This is a genomic window from Kitasatospora sp. NPDC059803, assembly GCF_042732255.1.
Classification (GTDB): Bacteria; Actinomycetota; Actinomycetes; order Streptomycetales; family Streptomycetaceae; genus Kitasatospora.
Map to the genome: position 1 here is coordinate 3,761 of NZ_JBHWIJ010000100.1, position 22,278 is coordinate 26,038.

General features: G+C 70.4%; 29 protein-coding genes and 1 pseudogene. 16 read left to right on the forward strand and 14 right to left on the reverse strand.

All coding sequences use genetic code 11. The features are described 5' to 3' along the window. Positions 1-2: 2 nt before the first annotated feature. From ACFV6I_RS18005 to ACFV6I_RS18020, 4 genes are all read right to left on the reverse strand, one after another. Positions 3-587 carry a helix-turn-helix domain-containing protein gene (locus ACFV6I_RS18005; RefSeq protein ID WP_380426280.1) on the reverse strand — a complete coding sequence of 195 codons (585 nt, stop codon included), beginning with the start codon at positions 585-587 and terminating at the stop codon, positions 3-5. After that, a complete protein-coding gene (locus ACFV6I_RS18010) occupies positions 584-901 on the reverse strand; it encodes a FaeA/PapI family transcriptional regulator (protein WP_063353131.1) in 318 nt (105 codons plus the stop codon). Before ACFV6I_RS18010 ends, ACFV6I_RS18005 begins: the two co-directional genes overlap by 4 nt. A 67-nt stretch (positions 902-968) precedes the next feature. Then, entirely contained in the window at positions 969-1,241 is a 273-nt protein-coding gene (locus ACFV6I_RS18015) for a WhiB family transcriptional regulator (protein WP_063353130.1), read from the reverse strand. After that, the gene (locus tag ACFV6I_RS18020; protein WP_063353129.1) at positions 1,241-1,804 is read right to left on the reverse strand and encodes a hypothetical protein; all 564 of its coding nucleotides are present in this window, start codon (positions 1,802-1,804) and stop codon (positions 1,241-1,243) included. The genes ACFV6I_RS18015 and ACFV6I_RS18020 overlap by 1 nt, the downstream gene beginning before the upstream one ends. Positions 1,805-2,224: 420 nt before the next feature. On the opposite strand from ACFV6I_RS18020, the gene ACFV6I_RS18025 reads away from it, so the two are divergent. The 6 genes and pseudogenes from ACFV6I_RS18025 to ACFV6I_RS18050 all read left to right on the forward strand — a co-directional run bounded on the left by ACFV6I_RS18025 (position 2,225) and on the right by ACFV6I_RS18050 (position 7,257). Next, a complete protein-coding gene (locus tag ACFV6I_RS18025) occupies positions 2,225-2,842 on the forward strand; it encodes a ParB N-terminal domain-containing protein (protein WP_244293888.1) in 618 nt (205 codons plus the stop codon). Positions 2,843-2,856: 14 nt separating this feature from the next. Next, entirely contained in the window at positions 2,857-3,474 is a 618-nt protein-coding gene (locus tag ACFV6I_RS18030; RefSeq protein ID WP_063353127.1) for a hypothetical protein, read from the forward strand. A 50-nt stretch (positions 3,475-3,524) separates the two neighbouring features. Further along, positions 3,525-4,844, forward strand: a complete 1,320-nt coding sequence (locus tag ACFV6I_RS18035) for a peptidoglycan-binding protein (RefSeq protein ID WP_380426283.1) — start codon at positions 3,525-3,527, stop codon at positions 4,842-4,844. 17 nt (positions 4,845-4,861) lie between these two features. Next, positions 4,862-5,233 (forward strand): annotated as a pseudogene (locus ACFV6I_RS18040) (single-stranded DNA-binding protein); the annotation flags it as partial. A 1,416-nt stretch (positions 5,234-6,649) separates the two neighbouring features. Then, on the forward strand, positions 6,650-6,832 hold the full coding sequence (locus ACFV6I_RS18045; RefSeq protein WP_063353124.1) for a hypothetical protein: 183 nt from the start codon (positions 6,650-6,652) through the stop codon (positions 6,830-6,832). Continuing rightward, on the forward strand, positions 6,829-7,257 hold the full coding sequence (locus tag ACFV6I_RS18050) for a hypothetical protein (protein WP_159398773.1): 429 nt from the start codon (positions 6,829-6,831) through the stop codon (positions 7,255-7,257). The genes ACFV6I_RS18045 and ACFV6I_RS18050 overlap by 4 nt, the downstream gene beginning before the upstream one ends. Here the strand turns inward: ACFV6I_RS18050 and ACFV6I_RS18055 are convergent. Then, complete coding sequence (locus ACFV6I_RS18055) at positions 7,247-7,963, reverse strand: RNA polymerase sigma factor (RefSeq protein WP_244293890.1); 717 nt, start codon at positions 7,961-7,963, stop codon at positions 7,247-7,249. The genes ACFV6I_RS18050 and ACFV6I_RS18055 overlap by 11 nt on opposite strands. Positions 7,964-8,131: 168 nt before the next feature. Between ACFV6I_RS18055 and ACFV6I_RS18060 the strand changes: the two genes are divergently transcribed. The 5 genes from ACFV6I_RS18060 (at position 8,132) to ACFV6I_RS18080 (ending at position 11,471) form a co-directional block, all read left to right on the forward strand. Continuing rightward, complete coding sequence (locus tag ACFV6I_RS18060) at positions 8,132-8,377, forward strand: hypothetical protein (protein WP_159398772.1); 246 nt, start codon at positions 8,132-8,134, stop codon at positions 8,375-8,377. 268 nt (positions 8,378-8,645) lie between these two features. Further along, the gene (locus ACFV6I_RS18065; protein WP_063353120.1) at positions 8,646-9,164 is read left to right on the forward strand and encodes a hypothetical protein; all 519 of its coding nucleotides are present in this window, start codon (positions 8,646-8,648) and stop codon (positions 9,162-9,164) included. Positions 9,165-9,268: 104 nt separating this feature from the next. Further along, complete coding sequence (locus ACFV6I_RS18070; RefSeq protein WP_159398771.1) at positions 9,269-9,796, forward strand: hypothetical protein; 528 nt, start codon at positions 9,269-9,271, stop codon at positions 9,794-9,796. Continuing rightward, positions 9,793-10,869 carry a DUF6545 domain-containing protein gene (locus tag ACFV6I_RS18075; RefSeq protein ID WP_063353118.1) on the forward strand — a complete coding sequence of 359 codons (1,077 nt, stop codon included), beginning with the start codon at positions 9,793-9,795 and terminating at the stop codon, positions 10,867-10,869. The genes ACFV6I_RS18070 and ACFV6I_RS18075 overlap by 4 nt, the downstream gene beginning before the upstream one ends. After that, entirely contained in the window at positions 10,866-11,471 is a 606-nt protein-coding gene (locus tag ACFV6I_RS18080) for a hypothetical protein (RefSeq protein ID WP_063353117.1), read from the forward strand. The genes ACFV6I_RS18075 and ACFV6I_RS18080 overlap by 4 nt, the downstream gene beginning before the upstream one ends. A 136-nt stretch (positions 11,472-11,607) precedes the next feature. Here ACFV6I_RS18080 and ACFV6I_RS18085 read toward each other — a convergent pair whose 3' ends face one another. From ACFV6I_RS18085 to ACFV6I_RS18125, 9 genes are all read right to left on the reverse strand, one after another. Continuing rightward, the gene (locus ACFV6I_RS18085; RefSeq protein WP_063353116.1) at positions 11,608-12,024 is read right to left on the reverse strand and encodes a hypothetical protein; all 417 of its coding nucleotides are present in this window, start codon (positions 12,022-12,024) and stop codon (positions 11,608-11,610) included. Continuing rightward, on the reverse strand, positions 12,021-13,244 hold the full coding sequence (locus ACFV6I_RS18090) for a recombinase family protein (protein ID WP_063353115.1): 1,224 nt from the start codon (positions 13,242-13,244) through the stop codon (positions 12,021-12,023). Before ACFV6I_RS18090 ends, ACFV6I_RS18085 begins: the two co-directional genes overlap by 4 nt. A gap of 137 nt (positions 13,245-13,381) precedes the next feature. Further along, on the reverse strand, positions 13,382-13,981 hold the full coding sequence (locus ACFV6I_RS18095; RefSeq protein WP_063353114.1) for a hypothetical protein: 600 nt from the start codon (positions 13,979-13,981) through the stop codon (positions 13,382-13,384). A gap of 77 nt (positions 13,982-14,058) precedes the next feature. Beyond that, entirely contained in the window at positions 14,059-15,075 is a 1,017-nt protein-coding gene (locus ACFV6I_RS18100; RefSeq protein ID WP_079136678.1) for a phosphoadenosine phosphosulfate reductase family protein, read from the reverse strand. Positions 15,076-15,138: 63 nt separating this feature from the next. Continuing rightward, a complete protein-coding gene (locus tag ACFV6I_RS18105) occupies positions 15,139-15,750 on the reverse strand; it encodes a hypothetical protein (RefSeq protein WP_063353112.1) in 612 nt (203 codons plus the stop codon). A 74-nt stretch (positions 15,751-15,824) separates the two neighbouring features. Beyond that, positions 15,825-17,273 (reverse strand): hypothetical protein, encoded by a 1,449-nt coding sequence (locus tag ACFV6I_RS18110; RefSeq protein ID WP_063353111.1) that lies wholly within the window; start codon positions 17,271-17,273, stop codon positions 15,825-15,827. 122 nt (positions 17,274-17,395) lie between these two features. Next, a complete protein-coding gene (locus ACFV6I_RS18115; RefSeq protein ID WP_159398770.1) occupies positions 17,396-18,391 on the reverse strand; it encodes a hypothetical protein in 996 nt (331 codons plus the stop codon). A gap of 39 nt (positions 18,392-18,430) precedes the next feature. After that, a complete protein-coding gene (locus tag ACFV6I_RS18120; RefSeq protein ID WP_063353109.1) occupies positions 18,431-19,054 on the reverse strand; it encodes a hypothetical protein in 624 nt (207 codons plus the stop codon). Positions 19,055-19,143: 89 nt separating this feature from the next. Beyond that, entirely contained in the window at positions 19,144-19,671 is a 528-nt protein-coding gene (locus ACFV6I_RS18125; protein WP_063353108.1) for a hypothetical protein, read from the reverse strand. Between the two features lie 209 nt (positions 19,672-19,880). Between ACFV6I_RS18125 and ACFV6I_RS18130 the strand changes: the two genes are divergently transcribed. The 5 genes from ACFV6I_RS18130 (at position 19,881) to ACFV6I_RS18150 (ending at position 22,208) form a co-directional block, all read left to right on the forward strand. Further along, complete coding sequence (locus ACFV6I_RS18130) at positions 19,881-20,294, forward strand: hypothetical protein (protein ID WP_063353107.1); 414 nt, start codon at positions 19,881-19,883, stop codon at positions 20,292-20,294. Between the two features lie 69 nt (positions 20,295-20,363). Next, complete coding sequence (locus tag ACFV6I_RS18135; protein ID WP_063353106.1) at positions 20,364-20,663, forward strand: hypothetical protein; 300 nt, start codon at positions 20,364-20,366, stop codon at positions 20,661-20,663. A 188-nt stretch (positions 20,664-20,851) separates the two neighbouring features. Then, positions 20,852-21,124 carry a hypothetical protein gene (locus ACFV6I_RS18140; protein WP_063353105.1) on the forward strand — a complete coding sequence of 91 codons (273 nt, stop codon included), beginning with the start codon at positions 20,852-20,854 and terminating at the stop codon, positions 21,122-21,124. 16 nt (positions 21,125-21,140) lie between these two features. Further along, a complete protein-coding gene (locus ACFV6I_RS18145) occupies positions 21,141-21,350 on the forward strand; it encodes a hypothetical protein (protein ID WP_063353104.1) in 210 nt (69 codons plus the stop codon). Between the two features lie 27 nt (positions 21,351-21,377). Then, entirely contained in the window at positions 21,378-22,208 is an 831-nt protein-coding gene (locus ACFV6I_RS18150) for a hypothetical protein (RefSeq protein ID WP_063353103.1), read from the forward strand. Positions 22,209-22,278: the final 70 nt, after the last annotated feature.

A 22,278-nucleotide genomic window follows, 5' to 3' on the forward strand; every position in this document is an offset into this window, starting at 1 on the left:
CCCTAACACGGGGTATTTGGGGGGTCTAACCGTCCCCCCTCACCGGCCAGAGAGCCCCCCGTGCGGGCAACCCCTGACCCCCCTCCGTGTTCTTCTTCCAGGGGGGACTGAGAGTCCGTCGGCTCCGAGGGCCCTTCCGCAGCAGGCTCCTCGTTGCCCACCGGGCGCTTCCGGCCGAAGTCGCTGCGACGGCTGCGAGTAGGCGCCGGCGCGATGTCCGGCCGCGACCGGGCGGTGAGCGGCGCGAGCCCCTTCTGCTCCCGTTCCTCGTTCACCCGGTCTATCCGGTAACCGAACCACGAGAGCGGGATTTGCAGGTCGTAGACCACCGGGCGGTAGCGCTCCGGGATGTGCCGCGCCGCGCTCTGGTCCCCTTCGCCGATCAGACCACGCTGCCTGAGCTGGGCGAGCTTGCGTCCCACCGTCTTCACGTCGCACAGCGCAGCCCGAGCCAGAGTTGACTTCGATGGGAACGCGTTGCAGCCGTCCGAGTCAGCCTTCTCGGCGAGAGTGATCAGGATCAACCGCTCGAACGGGTCCGAGGTCGGCGAGTCCTTCAGCGCCCACAGCAGGGGATCCAGACTCATCGGACCGCCCCCTTGACGCTGTACGTGGTGACGGTGGTCCGGGCCCGTCGCAACCGCTGCCTGGCCAGCAGGCCGGAGCGGACCAGCTCGCCCAGCAGCGGTCGCGCCTGGTAGGGAGTCAGGCCGGCGGCCGCCGCCGCGCCGGAGCACGCGGTGTCGCCCGGGGTCCGCAGCACGATGGCGGACAGCATACGGAGCGCGGGCGCGGACAGCCCCGCGTCGAGCGCGGCCCGGTGCTGCCGGCAGTGCGCGCAGCACGATTTCGGGGCGGTGGGCAGCGGCGGGCGGGCCGCGTCGGGCAGGGCGGTGCTCAAGATCTTGTCCTCGGATGGGGCCCGGCCGGACAGGTTCCGGTCGGGCGAGTGGTTCGGAGCGGCAGGGTCAGGCGGCGATTGCCTGCTGCTCCTTGCGCGCGGCGGCCGCGCGGTTGCGCCGGATCTTCCGCCGTTCTTCCTTGGTGGTTCCGGCGCGCACGCCCGCGTCCCGTGCGGGGGTGAGGGAGAGCGCGGCCTCCAGGCACTCGGCGCGGTGCGGGCAGAACACGCAGGTCTCCCTGGCCTCGGCGATGCCCTCGGCGTCCTTCAGGTTGGGGAACATCGTGTCTGGGTCGACGCGGCGGCAGAGAGCCCTCGGGAACTGGGTGACCGGGAACATCAGCCTTCTCCCTGCTCAAGCTGGAGCGCAGTGGCCATCAGTTCCGCGATCGCGCCGGTGCGCAGGTGCTCCATGACCTGTTCGCGGCCGTCCTTCGTCCACGACGGCGCGATGCTCGACGGCGGCGGCGAGGGCGTCCACGCCAGGCCGGGCAAGACCTCCCCGGTGTCCCTGTGGACGACTGTGCCGCTCTCCTTGTCGAAGACAGCCAAGCCGAGAAGCACGGTCTCGAACGCGCCGATGATCGTCGCCTCCCATCCTGCGTGCTCGGGGTGGTTGACGTGTACCCAGTCCGTCAGCGCGGAACGGTCGGCGACCACCACCGTGCCGGAGGCCTTCGGCTCCTTCACGGTCCAGGTGATGACCTTCTCTCCACCGATCTTGGTGGTGACCGACTTCACGCCCTCCGCCTCGTACTGCTTGAGCGCCGCCGCTTTGAAGTCGGTCGTTGCCACCGCCGCGAGCTCCTTGAAGCGGCCGGCCATCAGGTTCAGCATGGTGGCCCGCTGGCTGAGGTCCGCGAGAGTGGGCGGTGTGAAGTGAGGTTCCTGCTGGTCGGTCATGGGGTGTCCTCTCGGTGGGTCCGGGTGCTCTCCCGGACGTGCTCGTGCCGGGTCGTACACCTGGGGGTACGACGAACGGCCCCAGGGCGTTACAGACCCCGGGCTGCTGGGCTGACCCAACACCCATAACTGTAACATGAAGAATGATTGGCGATGGACGTTAGGATCCACACCCTCTACCGTCCGGGCCGGCCCTGGGACGGACCGCCACCGCGCGCACCGGCGCCCATCCCACGGCCCCGGACCCACCCCACCCGGGAAGCAAGGGGAAGGTCCGGAGCAACACCGGTCGCGGGAGCGACGGCTGACGGCCTCCTGGTTGCCCCACACAGTGAGCGGGGCGCGCGGTTGGAACCCGCGGTCACCACTGAGCCCCGCCCCCGCGACCGCCCGACCCCCCGAAGAGAAGAGGGCCCGCGAGTGACCACACCGCCCGTCCAGGCACCACGCTGGATCGCCTACATGCCGCTCCAGGCCCTCACCCCCGCCACCCGCAACCCCAAGCTCCACGAACTGCCGCTCATCAAGGCGAGCATCCGTGACCACGGCTTCGTCGACCCCGTCCTGGTCGACGAGCGCACCGGCCGCAGCATCGCGGGCCACGGCCGTCACGAAGCCCTCGTCGAGATGTACGAGGCCGGCGAACCCGTCCCGGACGGCGTACTCCTCGACGACGATGCTTCCTGGCTCCTGCCCGTCACCCGAGGATGGTCCTCCCGCACCGACGCCGAAGCCGACGCGCTGATCATCAAGCTCAACCGCATCACCACGCAGGCCGACTGGGACCGCCGCATGCTCGCCGGCATGCTCGAAGACCTCGTCACCACCGACGCCAGCCTCTTCGACTCCCTCGCCTACACCGACGACGAGATGGAGAACCTCCTGCGCTCGGCGCCCGCCGAAGCCCTCGGCGAAGAACCCGCCCTCGTGCTCACCCCCGACCTCGGGGACGACACCGCCTTCAACGACGACGGCGAAGGCCCGCACCCGATCACCTGCCCGACCTGTGGCGACCAGTTCACGCCCCGTCGAAGCTGACCCACCGCCGCCCCATGACCCGCCGCAAGCCGCGCCACGGCCCGGCCGCCCCCCACGGGAGCGGCCGCGGCCGCCGGCGCCTGCTCACCTCCGACACCGAGCAGAAACTCATTGAAGCCACCCGCCAGGGCATGCCCGTCGAGACCGCGGCCGCCGTCGCCGGAGTCCACAAGGCGTCCTTCCTGCGCTGGCTCGCTCGCGGCCGCGAGGAAGCCGACCGGCGCCGCCAGGGCGAACCGCCTCAGCCCGGCGAGCACGACTACCTCGCCCTCCTCGAACGCATCGAGCAGGCCCGCGAACTCGCCCACGCCGGCGCGGTCGTTCAGCTACGCCGCCTCATCAACGGCGGCTTCGTCATCAAGGAGACCACCCGCAAGGCCCGGGACCCGGAGACCGGCCAGATCATCGAGGAGACCGTCACCGACCGCGCGGCCCCCGACTTCAAGGCCATCAGCTTCTACCTGGAACGCCAGCACCGCGCCCACTGGGGCAAGGACCAGGCCCCCGAGGAGACCATCACCACCGCCCCGGCCGACGCAGTCGACGCCGACCAGCTCGCCGACCGCCTGGCCGTTACCCTCCACGCCCTGGAGTACCCGCCCGAACCGTCCCCCGACAGCCCGAGACACTAGCCCCCGCCGGCCGCGACGCTGCGCCCCTCACCATCACGAAGGGGCGCAGCATGACCGACACGCTCTACCCGGGCGCCGACCGCTCGCAGTGGTTCGCCGACCACTACCCGGGCAGCTACATGACCCCCAGGTGCGGCGTCCTGCACACCACCGAGGGAACCGGCTGGCCCGACTACAGCGGCGGCGCCGAGGCCCCCCACATCACCGCGAAGCCCGACTTCGCCGCCCGCCGCCTGCTCTTCCGCCAGCACTTCCCGTTCGACCACTCTGCCCGCGCCCTCGTCAACGCCCCCGGCGGCGTCGAGACCAACACCGCCGGCGCCGTGCAGATCGAGCTGATCGGCACCTGCGACCCCGCCACCCACCGCCGGTGGACAGCCCAGGGCATCCAGCACATCTTCTGGCCCGAGGCCCCGGACTGGGCGCTGCGCGACCTCGCCACGTTCATGGCCTGGCACCGCGACCACAACGGCATCCCGCTCGACGGCCCTGCCCAGTGGGCCCCCTACCCGGACTCCTACGGCCGCAACGGCGTCCGCCTCTCCTTCGCCGCGTGGAACTCCTTCCGCGGCTGGTGCGGGCACCAGCACGTCCCGGAGAACGACCACGGCGACCCCGGCAACCTCGACTTCGCGACCCTGCTCTCCCTCGCCGGCGCGGGCTCCGGCGGCCCCACACCGCCGAGCACCGCCCGACGCGTCGTCATCTGGGCCGGCGCCACCCTCTCCGCCGTCGCCGCGCTCGCCGGCATCACCCTCGGGCACCTGCTCGACGCGAACCCGCAGATCACCGACCCCAACCAGATCAAGCCGGGACAGAGCATCACCCTGCCCGACGACGCCAAGCCCGTCACCCCGCCCGGCGGAACCACCAGCGAGCCCAGCCCCGACCCGCAGCCGGACCCGCAGCCCACCCGTCCCTTGGGAGTGCTCGCGCCGGGCGCGCGCGGCCCCGAGGTCCAGGAGCTGCAGCGCCAGCTCAACCGGATCGGCTACCAGCTGCCCGCCACCGGCTACTTCGGACCGCTCACCACGAACGCCGTCAACGACTTCGTCCGCCTCAACCCCAGTCTCCGCCCGGCGGACGGCATTGCCGGCCCGAAGACCCGCGCCCGCATCGCCAACGCCGCCTCCGTCCCCCCGGCCAACCAGACAGCCAGCCTCAAGCCGGGTGCCCGCAGCGCCGAGGTGAAGACCCTCCAGACGCAGCTCAACCGGATCGGCCACCGCCTGCCGGTGACCGGCTTCTACGGACCGCAGACGACGGCGGCGGTGAACGATGTGATCCGCAAGCACCCCGGCCTCGGCCGCGCGGACGGCGTCGCCGGCCCCCGTACCCGCGCCAAGATCGCCGCCCTCGCGGCCCGCTGAGACGGAGGAGAACACCCGTGGCAGGAGAGACCGCCATCACCCTCGTCGGCAACCTCGTCGACGACCCCGACCTGCGCTTCACGCCCTCCGGAGCGGCGGTCACCAAGTTCCGTATCGCTTCTACACCGCGCACCTTCGACCGGCAGGCCAACGAGTGGAAGGACGGGGACGCTCTGTTTCTGACCTGCAACGTCTGGCGTCAGCAGGCCGAGCACGCCGCCGAGTCGCTTCAGCGCGGCATGCGCGTCATCGTCCACGGCCGGCTTCGCCAGCGTTCATACGAGACCAGTGCCGGGGAGAAGCGGACGGTTTTCGAGATGGAGGTCGACGAAGTGGGACCGAGCCTGAGGTCGGCCACCGCGAAGGTCACCCGTGCCAGCCGTACGGGCCCGGCCGCGTCGGACAACGACCCCTGGACGGCCACGGTCGACAACTCCTCCGCCTGGTCCCAGGACAGCGCCCGGGCGCCCTTCTAGGAGCCGGCTTTCGGCGTCGACATCTCGGGCCGGGTCGGTGATCGGCCGACCGTCCGGGCGGCCCGTCGGCGGCGGACCGCCTGTAGGGGATGGGGGTTGGCGCTCGGCCGGCGCCAGGGACGGGTTGTTGGTGGGAGTGTCCGTTGGCGACGGGCTTCCGGATGAAGTCGGGTCCGTCGCGGCACCAGGGTTCGTCACCGGAGGTTGGGCCGGCAGCGATGTCGGTGGCTGTTCCGTGCCGACCGTCCGGGGCGTCTCTGGCTCCACCGCCTGCGGTGTAGGGGCCGGGGACTTCCCGCTCGGAACCAGCGGCACGGCCTGCTTGCTGTCGGCCGGACCAGGCTTTGTCGATGACGGCGGGAGCGGCGTCTTCGGCTGCGTTGTCGGTCCGTCCGAAGCCGACGCCTGCGGTTCCGCCGTGGGCGACGTCGGTGCGCCTCCGCCCCCGGGGCCCCCACCGAGCATGGACGTGACCAGCGACCCGTCGGCCAGCGCGTTGGTACGCGGCGTTGGGCCTGCGTTCGGCTCTCCGCCCAGTATCAGACGAACCGCCGCGGCCAGGCTCGACATCGTGCTGTTCGACACGGACCCGATCCGTTCAACCCGGGCTGGTGAAACCCCCAGCGTGCCGAACGCGAGCGCGGCCAGGCGCTCTGGCATTTCCACAGTCAGCCCAGCCGACACCGCAGGTGCCTGGCTCTGTTGGACGGACTGAACGATCAGGTCGTGATACTCCCGCAACCGGGGCGCGTCAGTGCCCCACAGCACGAATCGCGACACCGTACTCACGTTGTCCAGCGCCTTCTGCGTACCGCTCTCCTTCGCCCACTCCTGCGCGTCGGCGGTGCTGCGGAACGCCATGAGGTAGATCCGCTCGGTTCCGTAACTGAACGTGTACGCAATCGAGTTCGGCGAGATGGCTGCCTCGCTGTACATCACCAGCCGGTCGACGTCAGTGCACCTGGCCTGCAAAGGGCCCAGGCTTGTACAACGCATCTGGCCGGCTGCCGCGAACTGCCGGAAGGCAGGGTCGTTCGCGTAGACCATCGTCGTACTGGGCTCTGTCGCCTGCGCCCCGGTCGGACTGGCGGTATGCGGCGCGGCCGCATACCCGACCCCGACCCCGGCGGCGGCGACGCTGGCGACGAGCAGCATCTTGCCCACCGCCGCACGCCTCCGGCGTAGCGACCGGTGCTCCACGATCTGACGGTCCGGACGTGAAGATGCAACCCGGTCGACTGGTGGCGGCGACTCGTCGACGCCGATGAGCCGGTTCATGGTCGGCAGGTTCGGTAGCGCCTTGCGGACCATCGCCCGGATCTGGTCCGGGTGAAGATGGGGGAAGTCGGCCTGCAGCGCGCCCTGGACGGCGAGAACCGCCGAGTCGAACGTCTGGGCAGGCCGGATGACGACGAGAGGCTGGTCACCGTCGATGATCAGCGTGGCGTCAGCGTCGATCCTCGACGACTCGACGACCATCGGGTGACGCAGTTGCATGTCTACCTATCGTGAGCAGCGACGTTGCGGCGCTCAGCCATGAAAGCGGCGGCTTGCGCAGCGATCTTGGCCAGGTCGTCATCGCTCAGGGGCTCGACGGACCGGGCGGCCACGACACGCATGCCATCGACCTGGGTGACACCCACCTCTGCGGGCACCGTGCACAGTTCCTCGGCAATACCGAAGCCCTGGCCCGCTTCGACCTCCAACGGAGCATCAGCCTGGAAGGTCTCGTCGACGGCGGCGAACATGGCGTCCAAACCGTCCTGGTAGGCCGCTTCGCTCAGCGGCTCGGCTGGGTGGAGCGCGTGAGCGGCCGTAACGGCGCGCCGAGTTGGCCGGTCATGAACGCCGGCGCCGTCCCCACCGAGGGCCCGGCAGAGCCGGTCGACATGTGCGCGTCGCATCCCGCAGTCCAATCTCGTCTTGCTACACCCTGATCACGTCACCCGCAGCACTCTCCTCGGCGAGAAGAGCAGGTGCAAGAGGAGGTTCGGCCAGCTTGTGAGCCACCTCGTCCGCCGGCAGGATCTTGGAGAGTTTACGCAGGCCGCGGTTGAGCAGTACACGCACAGCGCCCTCAGATGTCGGGCGCAGTCGGGTGCTCAGCACCTGCGCGGTCTGGGCGGTGTTCAGACCGACGCACACCCGAAGGTACACGGCTTCGCGCTGGCGCTCGGGCAGCTTCGCCAAGTACTGCTTCAGCGCGGAGGCGACTTCGCGGCGTTCGGCCAGGCGCTCGGGGCTCTCGTCCTCCGAGGGCACGTCTGCCGCCACCGGGGTCGCGCTCAAGATCTCCTGGGTACGGCGGCCGGCCGCGCGGTAGTGGTCGACCACCAGGTTCCGCGAGATCGTGAACAGCCACGGGACGAAGCCGCTGGAGCGGCCAGGGCGACTGGCGTACTGGCCGATGGAGCGGGCCACCCGGACCCAGGTCTCCTGGGCGAGGTCCTCGGCGGTGGCCATGCTGTCCACGCGGGCCCGGATGTCGCGGATCACCGGGTCACGCAACGCCGCGTACAGGGTGCTCAAAGCGGCCTTCCGGCCCTCCGCGCTGGTGGCCTCGGCTGCGGCCCGGGCGCACCGCTCGATCTCGTCGAGGTCGTCGGAGCCTTGTTCAGCGGGCTGGGGGGTGGACAGGAGCACGATCAAGGACCGCCCTTGGTCTTGAGTGGCAAGGGATCAAACACAGAGATTCGACCACACGTTCGAGCGTTGTCTATTCTCGAAGTTACAGTTATGGTCGACCGGCCGGCTGTGGTGGCCGGTCGGCCGAGAGCTTCTTCGGCCTCACTGCGAAGGAGGAGTGGCGGCGTGGTTGAACCGATGGCGGGTCGCGCCCCGTCCCCGGCTCAGGGTTTGCTCGTGCGCCTGCCGGTTGACCGATGGCTGACGCCGGCGGACGCGGCCCAGGCGGTTGGCGACCAGGGGGCGACGGTCACCCGCTGTGGTGACTCCTACCGGGTTGACGGGGTGTCGCTGGCATCCGCGGTCCGCCATGGGCGTCGCTCGGGGCGAGTGGTCACGCGCGGCGACGGCATGTTCCTGCGCAAGCAGTGAACCGGGCCGGCCGGTGGTGTGGCTGTACTGCGGCAATGCAATCTCCCCCTCCGGAGCGAACGCGTGGGCATGTCGGTACCCCCGGTCGATTCGTACACCCGGCGTAACCCCCCTGACTGCCTCACTATAGTGCGGCAGGCTTGGACCCAACCACATCCGCCCAGCTCAGCGCCAATAAAATAGTTGAGTGTGCATAATCAAGTGAGCTCACTTTAATGACTGACGGTATAGTTGGAGCCGTTGTGAATAGCAGAAAGCGGTACTCTCTGTGAGCGAATCGGCACCCACCTCCACCGGTCTGCGGGCGCAAAAGATCGCCCAAAGGCTGAACCACCTCATCGAGGTGGAGAACGTCCGGCGCGCCAGCAAGACCCCGCCGCAGGCCCCGGTCGGCATCCCCGAACTCGCGGAGCGATCTGACGGCGTCCTGTCCGAGACCCAGCTGCGCTACCTCAAGCGCGGCTACGGTGCCAACAACACCCCCACCAACCCGACCGTGGTCACCCTGGATGCCCTCGGCCGGCTCTTCGGCCTGGCCAACGGTGCCTCCTATTTCACCTCCGACGACACCTCCGCCATCGACCGGCAGCTCGACGGGCTCAACTCCCTCGCCAGGCTCCGCGGCACCTCCGGCGCGGTGGAAGGCGGAGACTCTGGCCTCGGCATCCTCCAGCGGGCCATGGGGCTCAAGCCGGCCAACTTCGACATCCTGGTCGGCATGGCCCGCAGGATGGTGGAGCTAGAGGAAGAGGCCGCCGCCAGGGCCCCCAAAGGTCACGGAGAGTAATATTTTCGGAATGCCTCAGTCAAGATGTGTTTAAATTTCGAACCTGTCCATGAAGCGCGCACCAGCAGCCAGCCGGCACCGCCGCGCGAACGCAAAGGTTCGAGATGCCTGTTCCACGAGGGATCCGCAGACGGTGCGAAGCACTGCTCCCTGATCTGCCCATCCCCGACCCCTTCAACATCGAAGACTTCGTCAAGGCGCTCGAAGCTCACCGGGGACGCCCCATCGCTCTGGAGCCGCTCCCGGAAGACGCCAGCCCGGAGACCCCGACCGGCCTGTGGGTGAAGCTGCCCCACGTCGACGTCATCTTCTACAAGCAGAACACCAGCCTGGCCCACCAGACGCTGATCATCCTTCACGAGATCGGCCACATTGTCTGGGAACACCAGTGCCTCGTCCAGGAGGACATCCTCCTGTCGATCTTCCCCGACCTCAGCCCCGAACTCGTCGCGTCCGTCCTGCTCACCCGCAACGGCTACGACAGCATTCAGGAGGCCGAGGCCGAGATGATGGCACTGCTGCTCGCAGAAGCCATCGGCTCCGACGAAGGCACCACCCGCCAGGCCCGCAACGTCTTTCGCACCCTCACCTTCCCCGTGCGCAAGGTTCTCGGCTGGAGGAAGGCGGCATGAGCGGAGTCCTCTACCACTTCATCCCCGCCGCCCTGGTCGTCATCGCCCTGTGGCGCCTGCCAGCCGCCATCCGTTCTGGGCGCGCCGCCCGGTCCCTGTGCATCACCATCGGCACCCTCGGACTGGCCCTGGGCACCGGCGCCATCAAGATGCAGCTGCACCACGCGGTAACCGGTTCGTCGGTGCTGGCGAAGCACCTGCTCGGAATCGCCAGCATCGCCTTCCTCCTGGACTACCTCTACGCAGTCCACGGCCGAGGGCCCCGCGGACGCGCCCGCCCCAACCTTCCCCTGGCCGCCGTCGCCGCCGCGACCATGACGCTGCTGTTCTTCTTCGCACTTCCCCGCGATCCCGTCCCGGACCCGAACTTCCTTCTGGATATCCACCAGGGCGAACCACCCGTCGTGATCTACCAGGCGATCTTCTATGCCTACCTCGGTACCGCCATGGCGCTCGGCGCCAAGACCTTCGCCAGCGCCCGTCGCGCCATCCCCCGAGGAATCGTCAGGGCCGGCGTCACCTTCCTCACCGTCGGCTGCGCCCTCGGCGCCCTCTACGTCGCCGAACGGCTCCCCTACACCGTCCTCGGCACCGGGCTCGCCCACAACCCGATGTTGGACGCCCTGTTCGACGGCACCGTCGCAACGTCGATCTTGCTGATCATCATCGGCCTGATCCTGCCGCCCGTGCGCGGCCTGGTCCGCTATGTCCGAGACCAGCACACCATGTGGGTCCTTCATCCCCTCTGGTCGGCGGTCGTCACCGAGTTCCCGAACCTCAACCTCGGTGAGCGCCGGTCCCGACTGCGTGAGCTCTTCGTCTGGGGTGACCGGACCATCGACGTCGCCCACAATGCCTTCGCGATTCGTGACGCCTTCCTGAACCTCGGTATCGGCGCCGCGAGCCAGGACGCCACCACCGATGCGATCATGGCCCGGGCCGCCCTGCGCCGGCACACGGTCGACGTTCAGATCTCCGGCCGCAGTCCCATCAGCCAGGCACTCCGAGCACCCTCCAGCGACATCCGATGGGCGAAGAACGTCGCCCGCGCCTACAACAAAACGAGCAGATGACCACCACCACCGACACCCCGCGCCCCCTGGCACTCCTCGGCCGCCGACTCAGCGACTGGGCAGACCCGAAGAACACCATCGTCGCGGTCAGCCTGGCGATCGGCTGCGGCCTCTACGGCTGGCCCGGCCTTGGCTGGGCAGCCATCGCGATCGCCTTCGCCGCGGTCATCCCGATGATCTACATCGTGTACATCGAGGGCAACGGCACCTGGGCCGACCGCCACCTGACCGACCGCGTACGCCGCATCACCGTCCTGCCAGTCATCAGCGGCTCCGTCGCCGCCGGCCTGGCACTCCAGGCCGCCACCAGCGCCCCGCGCCCGCTCATCGCGATGACCGCCGCCATGTGGGCCACCATCACCGCCGTGTGGCCCATCACCGTCCTGGCCAAGTACAAGATCTCCGTCCACGCCGCCGTCACCGCCGGCTCCTTCGCGATGCTCGCCCAGGCCTACAACCCGTGGTGGCTCCTCGGATTCGTCTTCGTCGCGCTGCTCGGCTGGGCCCGTGTCACCGTCCGCGAGCACACCGTCTCCCAGACCATCACGGGCGCCGTTCTCGGTACCATCGTCGCCGGCGGCGTCTACATGCTCATCGCCTGAACCCACACGCGCCAGAGCCGCCGACCGACAGGCCACCGCGCACCACCGGCCACATGCAAGGAGCCCTGGGCGAGACGCCCAGGGCTCCTTGCACTTCATGGCGGAAGTCGTCCCGACCGAGGCGAACCCCGGAAAGTCATACCGGCGCGGCCTCGATCCCCACAGGCCCAGTCTCCTCCGGCGCGTCCGGCTCACCAGCCGGCACGAACCTCGACGCCGAAGAACGCTCCGCAAGGAGCCGCTTCACCTGGGCGGCCGGCACTCCCACCGCCAGGGCGATGTCACGCGTCGTTGCCCGCCGCAAGGCCAGGGCTACGACGGCCTCACTCACTGCCGCCGCGTGGGCGGCCTTGGTAGCCCGGACCTTCTCCAGCTCCGGCGTCACCGGGGTGATCATTACCTCGGCGGTCACGCCCACGAGGGCAAGTCCTGCCTGGGTGTTCTCGCCCACCTTCGTCAGCGTCTTGCCGTGGCTATACACGCCGTGCTCGGGGACGTGCACCGTCCACTCCCGGCCGCGCCGGGTGGCCCGGCACTCGATGGTCTCGGTCACGTCGTGCTCCCCATGCCGTCGATGACCTGCTGTACGAGCGCATCCGGGATGGGGGTGGGCAAGACCACTTTCCGGCTGCCGATCTGGTACAGCGTGTGTGTTCCGCTGCTGCTGACCATGGTGACGGTGAGCCCCAACCGGCGGGCCGCGGCACGGATACGCAGCAGCGGACCGCCCGCCCCCGCACCCGCACGCAGGCCCGCGGTGACCTGCTGGGCCTGCTTCCACTCCAGCAGGCTGACCACCGGCTCGTGCACGATCTCCGGCGACCACACCCACTCCGAGATCGCGTTCCACCGGGAGAAGCCGGCCTTGCCGGTACGGGACGCCTTCCTGTTGTAGACCTGGTAGCCGCTCAACTTGGGGTTGGCTATCAGGCCCTCGACCAAGGAGTGCGTCCACCGGCGGTCGATCATCGGGTACCGGTCGGGTTCCGCCTCCAGGATCGCGATGATGTCCGCCGCCTTCAGGTGCTCCTCCCGGCGCAGCCGGCACAGCTCGCGGGCCGCATCGAACCGACGCAGGTCCGGATGGGGGGCCAACTTCTTCTTCTCCCGCGCTACGCCCAACCGCCCCTTCTCCGGTACCGGGGCGTCCAGGTCGACCACCGCGACGTACGGGTAGGGCGGCGCGCCATGGTTCCACCCGGCGATGGCGTGCTGGACCTGGCCGCCCATCGACATCTCCATCATCGCCGTCCGGTAGAGCTCCGCGTCGACCTGGCCGTAGCGGCGGGTGCGCAGCCGTCCGGATTCGGTGCCGCCGACCGGTTCGTTGGCGTACACCACCTCTACCCCGGCCTTCTGCAGCTCGTGTTCCACGCTGAGGCTCGTCAGCATGGCGCGTGCCACACGGTCGGAGCGCTCGGCCAGGGCGTGGGTGATGCCCAGGTCACCGGCCCGGTCCACCAGGTCCTGGAGTCCTCCGTCCCTGGGGGTCGGTACGTTGAGTGCGTCGTACATCGCCTGCGGCCCGAGGCCCCGGAGCTCCGGAGCCAACATTCCGCTTTCAACGTCCCAGAAGTACGCGACGAACTCCTCGCCGGCCTCCAGGCGTTCGGAGGCGAGTCTGACCTGCCGGGGTATGGACGACGCGGGGTTCTGGGTTCCGTCCTTGGTGGAGACGCGGCCGACGAACACCGAGCAGCGGGGGCGCAGGTCCGTTCGTACGAAGGCCTGCAAGTCGCTGAGGTCGATGGGCGGTCCGAATTGAGAGCTCATGGCCCTTCCTGGGTACTTTGGGAACTCGACGGTGAAGGGCGGCCGACCGGGGCGCGGTGGGCCGCAGACGGGATGTCAGACCAGGTAGTTGCGGCGGCGGTAGACGTCCCCGGCGCTGCAGAGAAAGACCGACGTACTCAGTCGAGCGAAGAGCGCAGGGGGTAGCGCTTCGCGGTCGGCTCGGGCTCGTTGTCGGCCGGCAGGGACATCGCGGCAAGCATCCGCAGGGCCGTCGGGCCGTCAAGCTCCTCCGCGGTGACGTTCACCGCGGCGGTGCCGTCTCCGTTCGCGCGGACGTAGGCAACCCCGGTCGGCCACTTCACCCACCCAGCGCCCGGCCGGGAGCCAACAGCCACCCGGTGGTCGCCGACTATGGCCCCGATCTGGGCGAGAAGGTCGGCGAGCTCGGACTTCGCTTGCTCGGTTCGGGCGGCCAGGCGGGCGTCGCGGTCTACCCAGGCGGGTGCCAGGGTGCCTCCTACCTTCTCGGCGAGCGCGGGCAAGTCGTCGAGCGTGCCTTCAAAGCGGCCGAAGTGCCCCTCTACGCCAGGCCACACCCGGTCGCTGTTCAGCTGGGGCCGCAGGTTGACGGAGCCGGATTCGGAGGTCTCGACGAAGATGGTCAGATCATTCGGGCCGTACAACAGGGCACCGCGCGGGTCCAATATGGATTCGGCCCACCAGGCGTCGCCAAGATACTTGGCGATCCTGCGGCTGGCGTTGAGAGCGGAGATCACGATGGGTTCCTCTCGGAGCCAGGCCGGCTGGCAGTGTGACTGCCGACCGGCCGGGAGGGTCAGGGTCAGGGTCAGGGTCAGGCGGCCAGGGTGTAGCGGCCGCGGTAGGTGTCGGCGGCCAACTGGCTGACGTACTGGGCGAGGACATCGCCGATCTGCCAGTCGGTGAGAGGGCCGCGGCGGACCGCTTCCTCGTACACCTCCGCCATCGACACGTCCGGCTTGATCCGGTGCCGCACAGCGGCCTCCAGGGCGACGTACCGGGCGGCCAGGGCCAGGCGCAGCCGGGCGGCGCGCACCAGGTCCTCGAACCCGGCGAGGATGCAGAACGTGCAGCTCAGGCGCGGCATGCCCATGTCGTAGGCGGGGTGGTACTCGGCGCCGGCCGCCGCGATGCTGCGCCACACCTTCGCCGTGCTGTACGCGTGCACCGGATTCCACTGCAGGACGATCCGCTTGCCGCTGCTCGCGCGCCGGTCGATCGACAGCAGCTCCCGCTTCGCACGGGCCGGCGACTCCTCCGCCCGGAAGCCCATCACCGTCAGCAGCAGCGCGGGACGGCCAAGGTCCCCGAGGTCGACGGTCACCTCGGTGAACACCACAGCCAGGACGTCGCGCTTGAGCGAGGAGGTGCACAGGCGCCGCTTGGCGTCGGGAAACATGCCGCGGGCCTCGACCATGCCGATGAAGCCGCCGGCCCGGGCGCGGACGGTCAGCGGGACGCCGAAGAACGCGGCGTGCCGCTCGACCAGTTCACGGGTGCCCGGCCATTCGGCTTCCCCGAGGTCGGCGTGGACCATCATCACCCGGTCGACGGTGCCGCTCTGCTGCGCCGCGTCCATGACGACGATCGCGGCTGCCAGGCTGTCCTTGCCGCCGGACGTCTGGATCAGGGTGCGGTCGGCGAGCGCGAGCAGCACCGCGTGGGCGGTGCGGGACTTCGGACAGCGGCGGCACACCGAGTCCCGGGCGCCGAGCGCCCCGGCCGGGCCGAGCGTGGTGCGCCCGCACAGCGACACCGTGGGGCCACGGCCGGGCGAAGGCAGGTGAAGCACGGTGGAGCCCGAACTTCGAAGCAAAAAGGGGCAGTTCATCAGTGGGTGTCCTTTCGGCGGGCGGAGTGCTCTCCCCGCGGCGGGTTCGTGTCGACGGGAGGTTCAGCCGACGAGGTAGCGGGCTTCCTCCCGCGCCCACTCGACGGCCTCAGCGGTGCTGGGGAACACGAGGCTGCTGGTTTCCAGCCGGGGGTCGTCCTGGTCGACGCGGCGGGTGCCGGCGGTGGCCACGTACACGGTGCAGTCGCCGTACACGTACTTGTCGACGCTCGACCAGTACCGGTCGCAGTGTTCGGCGTTGTCCGCAACGTCCTCGTCGTGGACCCGGACGGCGCGTACGAGCTCACGGTGCGCGCCGTTGTGCAGCAGAGCGGCCCGCAGGCCGTCGACGGGCGGGGCGTCCTCTGGCGTCGGCGTGTGCGTCCACCCCTTCGTCAGGTACGCCTCGGCGAGGAACTCGCTGCTGTGCACCCGGCCGGCGACGGCGGGCGGCGCGAGCCGGGACGGCGGGCGGACACCGGCCCACAGGCCCGAGGTGGTGACGCCATCGGACCAGCACTGCCACCCCGCCCCGACATGGGTCACGGTGACGTCGGGGACGACGATGACCTGTCCGCCCAGCCGGTCGCACTCCTTCGGGTGGTCGGTGACGATCACGCCCATCTGGCAGGTCAGGACGTAGCGGGCCGGCACGTAGCTCTCGGTGCGGTACATCAGTGGGTCCTTTCAAGATCAGGTGATTCGGGGTGCCCCGAACGGGCGGGGCACCCCGGGTGGTCGACGGCCGGTCAGCTGGCGGGGAGGAAGGCGCCGCAGTGGTGGGAGCCGCAGCGGTGGTGCTCGCGGGCCCACAGGCCGCAGTGCTCGCACGGCGCGTGGCCTTCTGCATCGGCCGGCGTCGCCAGCAGCACCGGGCGCGGTTCGACGGCGACGCCGTACGGGAACGTCAAGCGGATCGAGCCGTCCGGCTCCAACGCGGCCGCGGCGCCGTACTCGCGGATCACGCGGCCCAGCTCGGCGGAGAACCAGGCGCCGGACCGCAACACCCGACTGTCCTCCCGGGGGTGCGGGTGGTCCACCAGGTAGGCCACGGCGGTGGCGTCCTCCGGCCCGGCCGGACGGCCGTCGCCGGGCCGGTACGGGTGCAGCGGCAGGTAGCGCGCGGCCAGCGCGCCGGTGGAGATGTAGACAGCCCCGGTCTCGGTCACCGCCGCCCTGGTGAACGGCTGCTGCCTCATCTGCTCGCGCACGATGCCCAGCACCCGGCCCCGGGGAATCATCTGCGGCTCGTCGGCGGCCGGCTGCTCCCAGCGCAGGCCGTTGCGCACCTCGATGAGGAAGTCGCCGAAGGGCAGTTCAGCGGGGACGGGCCACAGCGCGTTCGGGCTGAGCTGACGCCCCGGCATGGCGTCGTAGACGGTGCTCCCGGCGGGGATCGGGTCCGCAACGGCCAGCGGCTGGAAGGCGGGCTCAGGCTGCCCGATCCGGCCCACGACCCCGGGAAGGGCCCGGTCCGGCTCGCCGGGCGTCGTCCGGGTCGGGTCGTGGTCGGGCTTGCTGGCGAGGCTGTCCAGCGCGGCCCTGACCCGGTCGAGGGTCTTGCCCGCCCCGTCGACTTCGGCCCGAGACGCCTCCCCGCCCCCGGCGATGTTGAGGAAGTTGGTCGCGTACTCGGCGATCATGCGCATCACGTTCGGGCTCCCGGTGACGACCACCGACCGTGCCCGGCCCCGGGTGACCTCCTCGCTGTTCTCGTATGCCAGGCGCAGCGCCTTGCACATCGGGTCCACGTCGTCGTCGCCGAGGATCGCACCGGTGCCGCTCAGCCACTCGGCGAACGCGCCGGGCAGGCTCACGGCCCGGGTGGCGCTCGCCAGCGCGGTGCGGGCGATCTCCGCGAGCTCCCGGCCGGCCGCCTCCAACGGCGTCCACAGGACCACCGGGCTCTCGTCCTCGTCCTCGTTCGGCTCGAAGCGCCGGAGCAGCCACTCTCCGGTCGGCTCGCCGCCGGCGGCGACGTCGATGCTCACCATGCCGGAGTCGCGCTCCTCCTCGGGGTTGCCCTCGATGTGCATCCGGATGCCGGAGGGGTGGGCGAGGAACGCGGCGCCGTGCTGCTCGCCGGCGGCCCACGCGGGCCCGAGGGTGGCCGATGCGGCGCGGGCGAGGTCGATCAGGCCGAAGGGTGCTTCGACCTGGTAGAGCGGGGCGTTCGGCTTGGTCAGGCTCACGGTCATGGTGCGGGTGTCCTTTCGGTGGGGCGCCGGAGTGCTCTCCCCGACGCCCCATAACTGTAACATCGAAAATGATTATCCGAACAGGGTGGCGTGCATCACAACGCCCTTCGCCGCGAGGAGGGTTACTCCTCCGGCGTCCACGTGATCAGGCCGCCCCCGAGACGCCACGACCGGATCGCACCGACTCCGTTCGCCTCCACTCGGGCGAAGTCGAACGACAGCAGGACCTCCACCTCCAAGGCCGCCCACTTCCGGTCCAGCACCTGGTCGGCCTCCACGCCCCCGCCGGGCAGGGTGACCACCGCCCGCCACCGCGTTCCACGGTTCGACATCAGCGCCCGCGCGCACTGCCGGGCCACGTCCGCGTGCTCTCGCCGCAGGTCCAGGAACTCATTCGGCACCGCGTACGGCGTCCACTGCTCCGCCTCCGGTTCGCCGGCCTGACGCCGGTACAGCTGCCTCTCCCCGAGCCACAGCGAGCCGTCGCCGCCGACCACCACCGGGACACGCCGCCGGCTGGCCGACCCCACGGCCTCCGCAACGTGCTGCGCCAGCACGTACCCCCCCAAGCTGGCCTCGCTCATGTTCCACACGCCGAAGTCCCAACGGCCGTCCAGGACCGGCATCGGAACCGGCAGGACGCTGCGGTCCGCCTTGGTGATCACCCCTGTCTCCCGGTGCCGGGCTTTCCCGTCTTCGACCCGCTGTTCCACCGTGCTGAGCAGCAGCAGCGTCGACCGGTCGGGGGAGTAGCGCACCGCGTACCGGTTCGCCACCAGGAACCGCCGCAGCTGTTCCGTCATCGCCAACCGTTCCGCGACCACCACCGCCTGATCCTCGGACGGCGACGGCAGCCGGTGCCACCACACCCGCACCGTCGCGCCCTCCACCTCGCTACCCGGCCTCACCGAGGCCACCGAGAACCCCGGCCGGCCGCCCTCCCGCCACACGGGGAACTGGCCCTTCTCCGCCAGAAGCTTCGTCGCCAGGCGAACCCCCGGCCGGACCACCGGACCGGCGACCACCACTGCATCCGGATCGAACATGAAGACCTCCAAGTTGTGAAGTAGCTGTGCTTTTTGCGACTTTTGCGACCGCCTCAACGCGCGCACGCGCACGCGCGAGGCAGTTCGGGGGATGGCGAATCCGGCAGCGGCCTACGCGAGCGGGCGCAGCAGGTGGCAGTGCAGGTAGCAGTACAGGCCGCTGTGGACGTCCGGACCCGCCCACTCCGTGGCCCGCGCATACCCGAGTCCACGCACCACGTCTTCGGCTTCGGCGAGCGTGGTGGCCGGGTCCGTGTCGAACGGATCGGAGATGCCGGAGCGCTTGTCCCGCCTGATCGTGACCTCGTGCTCGACCGGGTTGAAGTAGGCGCTGTACCGCAGGCCCTCGTCATTGAAGAAGCGGGCGCTGTTCGGGATGTAGGCCGGCCGCCGGGAGTTGAGGGCGTCGGCGAGCGCGGCCGCCAGCGGCGCAGGGTCCAACGACGCGCCTTCGCCGCACTCGGGCTGCCCGCACGCGGGGTCGGTGCAGCGGTGGAAGACGACGATCACGTCGTCGTCTTCATCGGGGGCGTACAGCTGGCAGTGCAGGGCTTCCAGCTTCTCGCCCTTCTCGGGGAAAACCTCGTCGCAGTCGATGAGCGCGTAGGTGATGCCCGGGCCCTGGACGAAGACCTGGTCGCCGCCGCCGTCCGCCGGTGCCACGACGGCCGGAAGGCCGGCGGCGTGCTGGGCGGCCAGGATCTGAGCGGTCGCGGGGTGGAGCTGGTCACGCATTCGGGTGTCCTTCCGGTGGTGCCGGGTGCTGTCCCAGCGGTGGGGCTGCGCCCCGGGGCCGATGCCGCCCCAGGGCGCAGCGGGGTTGGTCAGCTGGCGGTGGCGGGCAGCCTGGTCGAGGTGAGCCAGGTGTGCAGGGTGGTGAGCGCGAGCAGCGTGCGGTCCAGCGGAACGCGTTCGAGGCTGACGCGTGCGGTGCCGTTGTTGAGCCGGAGGACGTGGTGGGCGGCGGGGGTGCCGTCCTCGTGGCTGATGAAGTGGATGTGGCCGGGGTGGGCGTCGGTGATGCTGCCGGTGCGGCCGCTCGGGCTGCTGGGGCTCTCGTAGCGCCGGGGGTCGGGGTCGAGTGCTGCGTTCACCAGGGTGTCGGCGTCCTCTTCGGGCAGGACGGTGCTGATCCACACGTCGTGGCCGTTGGTGATGACGGTCTCCAGGGAGCGGCCGGGGCCTTCCCACTGGAGGCAGACGCGGCCGGCGATCGGGCCCTCGTATGGGTTGACGATGCCGCCGGGGAAGCGGTCGAGGACCAGCTGAGTGACTGCGTAGTCGAGGTGGGCGCGGGCCTCGCTGACGGCGTGTTCGAGGTTGCGGTCGGCGGTCTGCTGCGTCGTGGGCATGGGTGTCCTTTCGGTTCGGCGGGAGCTGCCCCGCCACTGCCGCAACTGTAACAACGAAAATGGTCAGCGCAAGACCATCGGCCAAGTTTGATGAGATTCATTTCCGATGTTGCAGTTATGGCGTTGGGGCCCTACGGTGGGAACCACACCGGCCGGTCACCACCGGCCCCGGCGGGAGAGCCCCCGCCACCACCGAAAGGACACCTCCGATGCGCAGCACCACCACGCCCGAACCCACCCGCAAGGCCCGCCTTCGCCGCCGACTGCGCCACCTACGCGAAGCCCGACGCGCCATCAAGGCCGTCGCCACCAACGGGGTGCGATCCCTCTCCACCCACCTGATCGCACGCGGCATGCACCCCGACCACGCCCACCGCTACAACGGCGCCGCCACCCGCAAGGCCAACAAACTCGGCCTGCTCTCCGCCGGAGTCCTCACCCGGATCATCCCCACCCCCAAGGGCCCCCGCCCCCAGGACGTCACCCTCTACACCCACCAGCAGGTTGACGACCTTCTGGCCATCTACCGGCCCGCGAAGAACCGCCAGAACCGCGACGCGATCGACGCGTTCGACCGGATCGCCGGCGGCCCGCTGCGCCCCGCGCACGCCCTCACCGCCTGACCCGCCCGCCGAACGCCACCCCGGAACCGATCACCGCCCGGCCCCGCCCCAACCAGGGAGAAACCCCTCGTGCTGCTGCGCCTGCTCGCCGTCGCCGTCCTCATCGCCCCGGCCCCGCTCACCGACCAGCCCATGCGCGTCGCCATCCACATCGGCCCCACCGGCACCATGACCGTCGCCCGTGTCCTGCCGGAACCCGCCTGCGCCACCGCCAGCGACGCCCTGACCATCGCCCTCCTCAACCAGGGCTTCGAGTCCTACGGCGTCAACGCCCCCACCCCCGCCAAGGCTGCCGCGATCGTTCACCACCTCTACGCCACCGATCAGGCCCCCGACCCCGACGACTACCCGCCCGCCGCGAACTGCTGACCCCGGCCACTCGCCGCCGAAGGAACCCTGGGCAGCTCGCTGGCGATCGACCTCTGACCCGCTCGGGGGCCCGGCCCGACAGCTCCGGGCCCCCGTCGACGCGACACAACGCCCCACGGCGCAGCACCCTCCACCCTGCGCCGCCCCGTTCGGAGAGCACCGAACGCCCCAGTGAAAGGACGCCCGCCATGACCCCGGCCAACGAAGTCAGGCCCGGTGCGGTCGTTGAATACCGCGACGGCGGTCTGATGCTGGTCGCCACCAGCGAGACCGCGAACAGCCGGTGGATCGGCCGCCGCCACTTCCTCCACGGTGCCGTCCTCACCCTCCCCGCCGCCGGCCCCGGCCCGTGGCGCGTCGGAGGCCCGGTCGAGCGTGTGACCACGCCCCGCACCCGCATTGCCGTGCACGAGCAACGCGCTGCTCCCGGCCGATGCCCCTGTACCGCCCACACCCGCTGAACCGAAGGAGCTCACCGTGCCGGACTGGACGCGCATGCAGCCCGCCGACTTCGACGCCGACGTTGCGCCGCCGCTGTTCACCGCGACGGCCGTCGCCCGCCCGGTGCCCGCCGTCGCCGACGACTTCGGCACCGAGGCCCTGTTCGGCACGTCCGTCCCGCCCCGGCCGGCGGCCGCCCCGCCCAAGCCCCGGTCGGTCCCGGCGCCCGACAACCCGCTGTTCTGACCACCCACCACGCCGAGGAGTATCGCCATGTCCACTGCCCTGCCGTCCGATCTCGCCAGCCTGGCCGCGTGCCTGCTGCCGTCTGAACTCGCCGTCCTGGTCGAATGCCTGGCCCCGGTCGGCGCCCACATCGCCAACCCCGGCCCGGACCCCTCGGCGGTCCCGCGCATCGATGTCGTCTTCGACCAGGACGACGATGCGGGCGAGACGAACATCCGGGTGTTCGTCGACGGCAACCCGATCCACTGGCGCCACCACACGCACAGCGACACCGAACCGCTCGTCCGCTTCCACGTCCTCGACTCCGGTCCGTTCGACGAACTCCAGCCCCACGCGTGGGCGCAGCAGGCCATGGCGGCCGCGCGCCACGCACCCGACGGCGTGCGCTCGTACATCGCCGCCCGTGTGCTGGAGTACCACCAGCCCGAGCGGGGGGACGGATGCCTCCTCGGCCTGACCGGCGACCCCGGCCCGGCTGGCTCGGGCATCAGCACCTCCGGGCTGGACAACCTTCCCGCTCTGACGCTGCTCCAGCTTCGCTGCCTCATCTCGGAGAAGCTGGAAGCGCACTACCTCGACGACGTGAAGGCGGCCATGCGCGACGCGTTGAAGGGCGTCGAGGTCGCCGGGGTGCCGGTGAGCGAGGTCGACATACCGGCAGAACGGGTGGGTGGCCCGGCAGGCTGGCTTGCCTACGATCGTTCGAAGGTCCGGTTCCGGTGCGGCGGGTCCGCCTGGATGACCATCGACCTCCGCGACTTCCAGCCCCTGCGGGACGCTCTGGGGGCGCTGGTCGGCGTCGCGCCGATCGAGGACGACGATGACGTGGACCCCGATCTGACCTTCGACCTCAGGTGAGCGCGGCCGGCGGGCGGGGGCGGCGCCGGGCGGGGGGGGGCGGCCGCCCGCCCCCCCCCCGCGCTAAAAA